Genomic DNA, 11,950 nt, shown 5'->3' with positions numbered 1-11,950 from the left:
TCCGTGAGGAGACCGGCTCTGCTTTACAGTCTTGCCTGTGTCAATATGTCAAAGATCGTGCGGAGAGAGAAGGAGGAGGACGGGAGGATGGAATCCCCCGGACCCGCACCGGTTCCCTCCGGAAGTGGAGAATAACGGATTCGAACCGTTGACCCCCTGCTTGCAAAGCAGGTGCTCTAGCCAGCTGAGCTAATCCCCCGGGAAAAGAGAAAGGACGGAAGTAGTCCCAGGCAGACTTGAACTGCCGACCTCCACATTATCAGTGTGGCGCTCTAACCAACTGAGCTATAGGACTGAGTTGGAAGAAAGCTATGCGGCCTCCGCTGCCGGACTTCCTCTTCTCTTATTCGAAAAGACAGAGACGGAGCAGCACAGGAAGGGAAACGAACCCGAGACGCTCCCGTCGCATGAAGCGGAAAGACGACCGCTCCAGAAAGGAGGTGTTCCAGCCGCACCTTCCGGTACGGCTACCTTGTTACGACTTAGCCCCAATCACCAGTTTTGCCCTAGGCCGATCCTCGCGGTCACGGACTTCAGGCACCCCCGGCTTTCATGGCTTGACGGGCGGTGTGTACAAGGCCCGGGAACGTATTCACCGCGCCGTGGCTGATGCGCGATTACTAGCGAATCCAGCTTCGTGGGGTCGGGTTGCAGACCCCAGTCCGAACTGAGACCGGCTTTATAGATTCGGCGCGCCTCGCGGAACGCCAGCCCTCTGTACCGGCCATTGTAACACGTGTGTAGCCCCGGACGTAAGGGCCGTGCTGATTTGACGTCGTCCCCACCTTCCTCGCACCTTGCGGCGGCAGTGTCCCCGGAGTGCCCGGCATAACCCGATGGCAACTGGGGAGAGGGGTTGCGCTCGTTATGGCACTTGAGCCGACACCTCACGGCACGAGCTGACGACAACCATGCAGCACCTTCGCAGAGACCCCGAAGGGCGTCATTATCTCTAAATCCTTCCTCTGCAATTCAAGCCCGGGTAAGGTTCCTCGCGTATCATCGAATTAAACCACATGTTCCTCCGCTTGTGCGGGCCCCCGTCAATTCCTTTGAGTTTCACCGTTGCCGGCGTACTCCCCAGGTGGGATGCTTAACGCTTTCGCTTGGCCCCCGGCGCCAGGCGCCGAGAGCGGGCATCCATCGTTTACCGTGCGGACTACCAGGGTATCTAATCCTGTTCGATACCCGCACCTTCGAGCTTCAGCGTCAGTTGCGCTCCCGCCGGCTGCCTTCGCAATCGGGGTTCTTCGTCATATCTAAGCATTTCACCGCTACACGACGAATTCCGCCGGCGTTGCGCGTACTCAAGGGAACCAGTATGCGCTGCACATCAGACGTTGAGCGCCTACATTTCACAACACACTTAATCCCCGGCCTACGCTCCCTTTAAACCCAATAAATCCGGATAACGCCCGGACCTTCCGTATTACCGCGGCTGCTGGCACGGAATTAGCCGGTCCTTATTCATGCGGTACCTGCAAAAAGGGACGCGTCCCTCACTTTATCCCCGCATAAAAGCAGTTTACAACCCGTAGGGCCGTCCTCCTGCACGCTACTTGGCTGGTTCAGGCTTCCGCCCATTGACCAATATTCCTCACTGCTGCCTCCCGTAGGAGTTTGGACCGTGTCTCAGTTCCAATGTGGGGGACCTTCCTCTCAGAACCCCTACTGATCGTCGCCTTGGTGGGCCGTCACCCCGCCAACCAGCTAATCAGACGCATCCCCGTCCGTCACCGCAAAAAAGCTTTACTTCACCTCGGATGCCGTCAGTGAAGGCCATGCGGTATTAGTCTGCCTTTCGGCAGGTTATCCCGCAGTGACGGGAAGGTTGGATACGCGTTACTCACCCGTGCGCCGGTCGACGTCCGAAGAGTGCGAGCACTCAACGCCGTTTCCCCTCGACTTGCATGTGTTAAGCCTGTAGCCAGCGTTCATCCTGAGCCAGGATCAAACTCTCCACTGTAAAATGTGATGACAAGACCGGACGACGGATAGCGGACAGGAGCGAAAGCCCCGTCCCGTCATCCAGGCCTCGGATAATCTCTGTCCCGGAACGCCTTTACCGAATTATCAAGCTCAAAGAGCACCTCGTTCAAAAAGCAAAAGGGCGGAACGGCGGAATGGCGGAAGCCAGAATGCCTGCCCTGATGCCGAATTGATCGGTTCGTTTCTTTTACCCGTCCGCACGGCATGCATGCCGCGCAGACGCTTCTTGTACTACTTCTCTGTCTATGTAAATCCTTTCAAAGAACTCTTTCTTTCTGTGCCGACGATACCAGCCGTGCGGCTCGTTTCGTAAAGCGAGTGCAAAGGTATAAAGAAAAAACATACGCGCCAAATGTTTCGGAGATTATTTTTCAAAAAAGATGTATTTTTCTTCTTCAGCAGCTATGCAACGAGCCTCCACATTATAATATAAGACCCTTCCGGAGAGATAGATGAAGAGGGGGCAAACAGGACTTATAAGGCAATACATTCCAAAGGGAACGGATATGGGTAAGGTGACCAATAATAAAAGGACTGCTTCTATTCAAAAAACAGAAGGCAAAGGAAGACAAAAATGTCTGGAACTCTCTTTGGGGATTCTTCCTTTAAATGCGTGAATGCTTTCCGTATAGCTTCAAGGGAAGAACCGAAGTGATCCATTCAACAAAAACACAGGCAAGACTGTCTTAGCTGCCTATTCTATCATCATCCTCCGATACAAAAGCCTTTTCTATTTAATACGTCGGAAATACAGACAGGATTTTGAAAAACCTTTACATAATTCCAAACAAATCATCTGAAAATATAAAAAACACGTGCAAAAAGCAAGTCCGCATCCAGCAGTAAATCAATTGGTTATCAGGACGTTTGTAAAAGGTGCCTGATTGGACTTCAAAAGGGCGTTGGCAACACGCTGAAAGGGCACCTGTTGCAAGTCAATCAGGCATCTTTCAGAAGCCAGAAGGGCATGTGTTGCTTTTCGTTGCATGAAAACAGTTTACAAACACCGATGGTATGGAAACAAGTTGTCTGTGGAAGACGGAAAGACAGGCTGATGGTCAGGCATCGTATCTATTTACCTTTCCTGCACTTTATCTTTCAGTTCATCCTCCTTTTTAAGACCATCCGGTTTCGGACAGCCATACCCTGCAGGTACATAAGCCTTTATTCTTCCAATCTATGCATTCAATGGAAGAAACTCTTTTTTAAGCTGAAAACTATTATGATCCTATCTTCCTTAATTCCGCAACCGTTCCAATCCTTTCATCACATTGCTGTCGATGTCCATAGGATATGTTACCTCACCTATATTGACAGCTTTTGCAGCATACAGTCTACCCTAATCCTATAATTTCCACTTTCCCGTAACCGACTTAGAGCAACTACTCTGTCTTTATACCATTGTATAAACATTTGGGTAGACTATACTGGACTTAACCACGGAAGTTCTGCACTGCGCCTTTCTTCTTTCTTCTTTTTTCTTTATTCCAATGACTTGCGTATTTTTTGAGTTCAAGCGGGAAATTTCAGCCAACCGTAAAGGATAACCGCTACCCAAAAGCCAATAACCCGCCAATTGCGGTTGTCTTGACATTCATGAGGGGGTTGAAACTGTTAATCGGAGAGAAGGGTTCCTGAATCCTGAGCATTGACACACCTGCAAGACTGCCCGAAACGTCAAGAGCCGGATTCAAGTCCATCAAAAGAGCCTGCTGTTCCTGCGGATTTAAGAAATCCGCAACTTAATTATACCCCGCCTGCCTACGACAATGCGCGGAGCTCCGATACGGCAGGTATCATCGCTCCGCGCATTCCGTCAATCACTCCAGACACCTTTCACCTTTGTCCAATCCGGATTATAAAATGTCCTCTCCTCACCTTCCTCGAACATCAGAGGGTTTTCTTTGCTGTCCGCATGGTCGTTTTCACTGCCACTACCTGCAGCAAGCGGAAGTTCTACCACTACCGGGACTTCCCAGATCCTGGGCGGAATATATGCTCTTTTCATCATCTTATTTTTTTAGTTTACAACAACTTTCACACCATTCACGATATAGAATCCAGCCGGCAGCTTCATCGTTCTGCCTTCACCGGCATCAAGCATTACTGCTTCAATCTTCATGCCGTTTGCATTGTAGACATTGAGCCGGACCGGCCTCGAAGCCGTTGCCGTGATGTGCCCTTTTCCGGTCCGGACGACAAGGTCGGCTTCATGGCCGAGGTCGGTGATGCCTGTTGCCGTATTGTCATAATCGGCAACGACATCAAAGCCGGTCATCTCCTTAGCACCCTGACCGCTTCGGGTGTAGCGGTAGCAGGCGCGGAACGGATAAACGTAAACTGACGGATACGCCGGGAGGAGATTCCTGGAACTAAGGAATCTGTCTCCGGAGAAGTAGAACACCTTATCTGCATTTTTCTCCAGCTTCATGCCGGCATAGGATCCGCAGTTGCTGAACTGATAAACGGCGCCGGCAATCGTGCCGGTCGCCTTTTCTCCAGGATAGGTGTAACCGGAAGCATCCCGTTTGTCGGCAGATGCCATCACATCCGCGCCGTACTGTGTAGCGATGAAGGAGATCGTCTCATCCACAGGAGCGTTGACGACCTTGACCATGTAAGGTACATTCGCCTCGGTGCTGATGCCCTCGACCCGGTCGAACTTTGCCGAAGCATAATAGTTGCGGGCAGAAGCCGTCTCCGGGTTCTTCAGGAACAGACAGTCCGTCTCGTGCATCTTCAGCACCTCGAACGAACAGGCATCCTCTGTAGCATTGGTGTGGACACCGTCTGTCAGTGAGAGCGTGAACGGCAGGATGATGGACGCATTCGCCACCTTTCCGTTCTTCGGAATGGTGATCTCGCGCCTGTAGGTCGCATAGTTCTCGTTGGGAACGGTAATCCTGTACGGTGCATAGAACGGCTGCCGGTCGGTGATGACGATGTTCTTGCAGGCACGGTAGTCACCGCTCTTCGTCTTCTGCACGTAGTTGTCCTCATTGTAGTTGGAACGCTCGGGGAAGTAGATCAGACAGTTCGGGTTCAGCAGTCCCTTCATGCGGTCCATCTCTTTCTTCTCCGGGATATGGACAGAGTACAGGTCGGTATAGTCGAGGTAAAGCACCTCATACCCCGTAGCATGCTTGGCGGCAAGCTCTTCCGTGAGAGCCTTCTCCATCATCGGGACCGTCAGATAGGCATTGCCCGTAGGAATCTTAGCCCCTGTCTGCGTATCAAGTGCGATGAACTTACCGCCGTACATCGGCTTGTCCGTATCATTGCCGTCGAGGTTGTAGCAGGTGTGGTCGTAAATCCTGGTCAGCTCGCACCTGGCTGTGTAGTCCTTGACGATGAGGTCGATGTCCATCAGGTAGTAGGCATAGTAGCGGTGTTCCATTGCCGTGGTCGGAGCAAGGTTCCATCGCGTCTCGTCTCCCGTGAAGAGATAGCATTTCTTTGAATTGTTGACGGCAATCTCAATGTCTTCCGTAAAGGTTCCGCCCTGCTCACCATAGAGTGCCTCAGAGTAAGGATACTCTTTCAATGTGGTCGGTGTCGCACCGGTATTACCGTTGTCCAACTCGTCAATGTTGCTGTACTTGAAAGGTCTGTCACCACACATCTTGGTGCTCACCTTCATGTCGGCTCCTTCCCTGCCCGTAGCTGTGTACTGCTTTCCGTCGCCGAAGCTGTTGTAGTAGTCTGACTTGACAAAGTAGTAGCGTGCATGGCGGGTTCCACCGGGATAAGTGCTGTCACCATATTTGCTGTACAGGTTCTCGAAGGTGAATTTGCACCGCTGCGTGTCACCTATGAAGTCCTTCGGCACATAGAAAAGGAACTTGCCGCCGGAGACCTGGAAGTCGTTGGAGGTGAACTGCTGCATCAGCGTAGGGCCGTTTGCCTTCAGTGAATGGCAGATGATGTCGATGGAGTTGACGAACGGGTCCAGTGCCTCGAGTGTCAGTTCAAAGGTGACGAGTGCCTTTGAACCAGGAGCCAGACCGGAGACCTCGAACTTGACAGCATCGTTGTTCAGATTGGGCACATCGATGGTTCCGTCAGCCCCTGCGGTTACCTTCACCTCCTTGTAAGGAGTATCCTTGTCCGTTCCATAGACCTTCAGTGTGTACGGTGAAGGCGTGAAGCCCGGGTTGACAGTCTGTCCATGTGCCTGCGAGTAGGTGGCAAAAGAATTGCCCCTTTCTTGCAGCTGGGCGTTGCCCCTGCGGTCAGGCATAGAGATGTACAAAGTCTTGCCATCAATCAGCCTTCTGATATGATCACCATCCTTCTGAAACACAGAAGCCTGTGCAGGACTTTGGGTCGGATACAGATAATACGTTCCATTTGCATAATGAACATACAGATAACGTTCCTCGCTATAGAGATTACCTGTAACGTTCATTGTCCAGACCACCGGCCTGTTTTCCATCCACTTGCCATCTGGCTGAAGATAGAAAGTCTTAGTAACAAAGGTTTTTCTTTCTTTTGCCGTGATATAGAAGCCATCGTCATGACTGACACTTCCTTCCCCTGCCGATGTACCATAATGATAGTTGATCTTGGCACCCGTGATACGATACCCCAGCGGGATGTCTGTTTCGTCCTGCGACCTGGTCGAGATGGGTGTCTCTATATAGTAGGTGTTATTGCCCACAGCATAATAGAGTTTCCCGTCGTTGCTGAGCGCCTGGATGTCACCCGCCTTGGCTGCTGCCGGCAGCTTTCTGTCATTTGTGACGGCATCCTGCTGATAGAGATGGTTGTTCGCCATAAGCTCTCTGACATTCCGGTAGTCGTAGCTGAAATAGGTCACACCGCTCTTGCTGTTCGGTTTGATTACACCCAGGTCCAGTTTGCTGGTGGCGAAAGGAACATCCACCATGTTGACACCGTCCTTGATGATCATGGAAGGCGACCCCGGCGCCACATTGGCCTGGAAAGGCCCTTCCGCCGTGAAGTACAGCTCGCACGACTTGATGGTAACGCCATAGAACTCGTCCCGCTGCCGCCAGAAGTAGAAGTAAAGGTTGTTGCCCATATCAGTGTCAACCCTGCTGGTCCGTTCAATGACATACTCCTTGGACTCATTGCTTCCTCCCATTACATCTGTTTTCGCTTTTGGACGATTAATATCAAACTTTTCATCCGTTTCGTACATTACCTTGTTCATGCTGGCAATCGGCATGGTGTTGACCGTTTTCCGATTAACGTTGTTCAGCAGTACGATGCGGTAGCCGGTAAAGCGGAAGCCTTTGGGCAGGGAAATGTTCATACTGGTCGTAACGTTCTTTCCACCCATTATGACATACATTCCCTGCCCGGCATCCAGAGAGATGTTTCCTGCCGGGTCTTTCAGCTGTCCGCCTTCCACCAGGTCCGTCTTGTCGGAGACTGTAAGCGTCAGCGGCAGCTGGTTGTGCCGCCACAGAGAACTCCAGCCATGCTGGAAACCGATCTCGTTGTCATAGGTCAGAGCTGCGACCAGCTTTCCAGAACTGGGACTGATGGTTACGTTCTGCGCTTTAGAGACGGAAAAAGAGACAAGTAGTGTCAATAACATCACCACACGCTGAAACGGGTTCAGCCTTCGTCCCCTCCTTTTTAATTTTAATAAAGACAGATGCTTCATAAAAACTTAATTTAAGTTCGTAAATATTTGTATTGGTCTCATGAATATCAAAGTAATTTCATACTGATTTTTTCAGACAACCCTTTAAGTTGAAACATTGATTTCACAAATTTAGGAAAATATTCCAGACCCTCCAAAAGCCTTTACAGACAACTGATTTCGCAATATTGACTAATATGCGCATACACACATTTTGACGGTTATTCAACTAATTATGAAATTAAATTTACAGAATTGAAACCGTCAATTCGTACAAAAAAACGTTACAATAAGTACTATACAATGGCACAGACCAGAATCTATGGCGGGGGAGACAAAGCAGTTGAAGAAACTGCTGAAGTTGCTGAAAAAACTACTGAGGATGCAGAAGAAACTACTGAGGAGGCAGAAGAAACTACTGAGGAGGCAGAAGAAACTGCTGAGGCAACCACCCATAAAGATAAAACTAAACCGGGGAAAGCAACATTGTGTTGTTTTTTTTATTAAATTTGCCCAGCCATAGCCAACAGCCGTAAAGGGCATACCGCCTGGCCTGACACAATAATAAAATCAAAGAACCTGTGTATGGATCACAACTTGATATATTCCCTGGGGTGTTATTCCTTTATCCTTTCCTGCATCTTTTTCGCAGCAATAAGATGGGGACACGTATGCTCTCCCTATGTGAAATATGCAGACCAGTTCTTCCCCGCACGGAAAATAAGCATTTTCTTTCTCCTCCTCACCGTCATCATGTTTCCATACGTATTCCATCCGATGCGTACAGAGACGTGGATACTGGTAAAGTTCTACGGTATTCTCGTCATGCCGACGACATGGATAATGCTGTTCCACAAGTACTTTGACCCTTCAGGCTATAAACGGGAGAAACACAAGCTGCACCTGATAGCATCAGTTCCGATACTGACAGTCCTGCTACTCTTTGTCCTGAGCATTGTCCCGAAAAATCTTTCTGAACAACAAATCAACCAGATAACCTACATCGGAACCGGCATCGGCGCATTCCTTTTCGGCTATCTTGTCTATTCGACCTTCTGGCTCTATCGCAAGACCAATGAATACAACCGGGACAACTACTCCAACGAGGAAGAGTTCCCGGTACGTTTCGCCAATTACGTTATCTGGCAGCCACTGGCCTACACGCTGACAGGCTGGATCGTACTTTTCGCGGACAGCCGCCTGCTGAAAGCCTGCTTCGACTTCCTGCTCAGCGGCTGGCATATCGTCATCCTGCTTGCCTCCCTCCACCCCAACCGCAGCAATGCAGATGCCATGCAGAAACTGGACGAGGTGATAGCACAATACATCAAGCGAAAGCATCTCATTCCACAACCCGATTACAACGAGCCGGAGAATACTGTAAGCATCAGTGCGGAAAGGGTGAACCTGATAAAGGCAGACATTCTCGAGATCGTAGAGCGGAGGCAAGGCTTTCTCAATCCCCATCTGACACTTGCCTCCGTGGCGGCACAGACCGACTACGGACGGACCTATGTCTCAAAGGTCTTCAAACAGGAGTTCGGAGGATTCTATAATTACATCAACCGGCTGCGGCTGGCCTACGCGGCCCGCTATGCTGACGAACACCCGGAAGCCAGTCAGGACGAGATAGCCCGACAGTCGGGCTTCAGCAGCCGCATCAGCCAGTGGCGGGCAGCCGGACGACTGGCAAGAAGGGAAGATGCAACCGTCTAAAGAAACAGCCATGAACCAGCAGATAAACCTCTTCAACAGTCTCCTGTTTACCGAATGGGCCACGCTTGTCACCTTGGGTATATGCCTTCTTGCGCTTCAGAAACACAAGAAGCCAACCTACCCTATCTATACAAGGGCACGTCACCTGCTCGCCATCGACTTCCTGCTTTTCTCCCTGGATCCTTTTCTCTACTGGCTGACAGAGGAGGGCATCTGCCGGATTCCGCAGCTGGGAGTCATCGGCCTGGGTCTGTACCTTGTTGTGGCAGTACTGCTTTCCATGACTTATATCCCGTTTGTCCAGCCTGACTACATCACCCGCAAGAAGGTATTCCTCAACATCCTGCTTCTTGCCGGCAGCCTTTCCGCCCTCTTCTCCGGAGCTGTCACTGGCGGTGTCTTCAGTCTGGCAAGCCGCATTGCGGTGACGGCAGTGCTTCTGGTGACGGTCTGCCTTTTCGGAATCCGTTTCTACAGCTACTACCAGAAGGCACAGCAGAAGATGGACAACTTCTATGCTGACAACTTCAAGCAGTCCATAACCCGTCTCTCAAGCTCGGTAACGCTGATTGTTATCCTGGGAATCTCAAGCTGTTCCGCACCCTTCTTTCCGCACTGGGGAATAGCCATTCACAAGACGCTCTGCTTTCTCTCAGCCATCTACGTGTTCCTGTCGTTCATCAATTACATGTTCAATGTCGATTTCGTCGCACTGGCAGTCGGGCTGCCGCAGGAGAACGGAAGGCTCAGCAAAAGCACCATAGAGAAACTCCAGCGGCATACCCGACGCTGGCAGGAAACGCCCGGAGCCCTGACAAAGAACATCACGATCAACGATGTCTCCCGCCAGCTTGGCACCAACCGCGCCTATCTCTCACTCTATCTCAACACGTATCTGGACACGACCTTCACAGAGTGGATAGGACGTATCCGGCTCAGGAAAGCCAAGTCGCTGCTGGCATCCGATGCCATAATGACCATGGAGCAGATTGCGGAGGCAGCAGGATTCACGTCGGCCTCGGCGTTCAGCCATTACTTCAAGGCGCATGAAGGACTATCGCCAAAGCTATGGCGCAGACAGAACCGGTACAGGAAAACAACACAAGCCGAAGGAAAGGAGGATACAGAATGAACAGCCCGCTCTTCGACAGCATCTATTACTACATACTGCTTTATCTGACGATTACTCCGTGCATATTCGCACTGAGCCTGGTCTTCACGGTCTTTCCCAACCACGACGCCGACAAATGCTACCGACAGGCCCGTTATGCCATCGCCACAGGTCTGCTGCTGGCTTCTGCCCTCTGCTTCATTCACTGGTACTTCCGTCTCAGAGAACAGTCTCTTTACTATTCCGTCGCAATCAGCCTGGGTGCGCTGTACCCTGCCCTTGTCCTGTTCATCATGGCATTCAGCTCCATCATACGCCAAGAGAACATCAGGCCGGAACACCTGGAACGCAATTTCCTCCCCGCCATCGCCTGCATCATCCTCCTGTGGGGAGGAGGATTCGGCGGCAGTGCCATCCGCCTCACCCTACTTGTCGTCGTCTCAACGGTTTTCCTCGCAGAGACCGTCATCCTCTGCCGGATGATGCGGAAATCGCTCAACAGACAGACAAGGACACAGAAGAAACAGCCTTCTGTCAATGCTTTCATACAGTGGCTGCAACGTTCCATGTACTGGGGCATCGCCATTGGAGTAACGGGAGTCGCCGTCATGATGGTCAGCAAGAAGATCGCCCTTCTGCTGCTGTCCGGCTTTGCCATCTACCCCTGCTACCTTTTTGTCTCCCTTCTCAACTATGCCATGCACTTTGAAAAGGAAGCACAGGGACGACAACCCTCCGCACTCTCAAGGCAACAGAAGAAAAACAGGAAGATAGAAACCGACATACGGCAGTGGACAAGTGAGAAGCGGTACATGAAGAGCCAGCTGACACTCAACGATGTGGCACACCAGCTGCATACCAACCGCACCTATCTCTCACAATACATCAACATGGAGCTGAACATGCCCTTCGGCACCTGGCTGTCCCAGCTGCGCCTGAAAGAAGCCAAGCAGATGCTTGCAGAAAATGCTTCACTCAGCATCACGGAGGCTGCTCTGGCCTGTGGCTTTTCATCCGTCAGCAACTTCTCCCACCTCTTCACTGCCCTGGAAGGGATGACACCGCAGCAATGGAGAAAAAAGCAAGGGGACAAGGGGAAGCCGTAAACAGCGGGGAGACATTCCCGATTCCGGCAAATATCAAATGCCCTTGTCAACGACGGACCAGCGTGGAACCTTCAGAACGCGCCTTACACTGTCTGCGTCCTGTAAAGCCTAAAGGTCATGGGGGATGCGTGATTTCCTTTCAACCGGCAGCGCACTCATTGTCACGGGGGAAGCAAGCTCCCATCAGCAAATGAAGAACGCCAGCCCTTGCCTTCTGCCACAAGCTGGCCCCGTCCAGACGGCAGACCGACTGCGCGTGCGCCCTCAACACGACGGGTGACGGGCATCCACACGAGCGGTGTCAGGCATCAACACATCGGCAGGAAGACAGATCCTGTGCAGGCATACGCACTGCTGTGAATGACCGTCTTATGCGAAAATGCCCAACGGGCGGCAGTCAATAGAAATCAAAGC

At 51.3% G+C, this 11,950-nt stretch carries 6 protein-coding genes, 2 tRNA genes and 1 rRNA gene; 4 read left to right on the top strand and 5 right to left on the bottom strand.

Going from position 1 to position 11,950, the window contains the following annotated elements; genetic code table 11:
* Nucleotides 1–125: 125 nt before the first annotated feature.
* The 5 genes from J4864_RS10280 to J4864_RS10260 form a co-directional block, all read right to left on the bottom strand.
* Nucleotides 126–199 (bottom strand) — tRNA-Ala (locus J4864_RS10280).
* 22 nt (nt 200–221) lie between these two features.
* A tRNA-Ile gene (locus tag J4864_RS10275) sits at nt 222–295 on the bottom strand.
* A 138-nt stretch (nt 296–433) separates the two neighbouring features.
* Nucleotides 434–1,966: ribosomal RNA gene (locus J4864_RS10270) — 16S ribosomal RNA — on the bottom strand.
* A 1,839-nt stretch (nt 1,967–3,805) separates the two neighbouring features.
* A complete protein-coding gene (locus J4864_RS10265) occupies nt 3,806–4,000 on the bottom strand; it encodes a hypothetical protein (protein ID WP_007367345.1) in 195 nt (64 codons plus the stop codon).
* 9 nt (nt 4,001–4,009) lie between these two features.
* Complete coding sequence (locus J4864_RS10260) at nt 4,010–7,555, bottom strand: hypothetical protein (protein WP_211814810.1); 3,546 nt, start codon at nt 7,553–7,555, stop codon at nt 4,010–4,012.
* Between the two features lie 351 nt (nt 7,556–7,906).
* On the opposite strand from J4864_RS10260, the gene J4864_RS10255 reads away from it, so the two are divergent.
* The 4 genes from J4864_RS10255 to J4864_RS10240 all read left to right on the top strand — a co-directional run bounded on the left by J4864_RS10255 (nt 7,907) and on the right by J4864_RS10240 (nt 11,536).
* Nucleotides 7,907–8,110 (top strand): hypothetical protein, encoded by a 204-nt coding sequence (locus tag J4864_RS10255; protein WP_211814809.1) that lies wholly within the window; start codon nt 7,907–7,909, stop codon nt 8,108–8,110.
* Nucleotides 8,111–8,287: 177 nt separating this feature from the next.
* Nucleotides 8,288–9,319, top strand: a complete 1,032-nt coding sequence (locus tag J4864_RS10250; RefSeq protein WP_246479451.1) for a helix-turn-helix transcriptional regulator — start codon at nt 8,288–8,290, stop codon at nt 9,317–9,319.
* A gap of 10 nt (nt 9,320–9,329) precedes the next feature.
* Nucleotides 9,330–10,451, top strand: coding sequence for a helix-turn-helix domain-containing protein (locus J4864_RS10245; RefSeq protein WP_246479450.1), 1,122 nt, complete (start codon nt 9,330–9,332; stop codon nt 10,449–10,451).
* The gene (locus tag J4864_RS10240) at nt 10,448–11,536 is read left to right on the top strand and encodes a helix-turn-helix domain-containing protein (protein WP_211814806.1); all 1,089 of its coding nucleotides are present in this window, start codon (nt 10,448–10,450) and stop codon (nt 11,534–11,536) included. The genes J4864_RS10245 and J4864_RS10240 overlap by 4 nt, the downstream gene beginning before the upstream one ends.
* Nucleotides 11,537–11,950 lie beyond the last annotated feature (414 nt).

It is taken from the genome of Prevotella multiformis (assembly GCF_018127985.1).
GTDB classification, from domain to species: Bacteria; Bacteroidota; Bacteroidia; order Bacteroidales; family Bacteroidaceae; genus Prevotella; species Prevotella multiformis.
The sequence above is the reverse complement of the archived record's forward strand: the minus strand, read 5'-3'. Positions and strand labels throughout refer to the sequence as shown.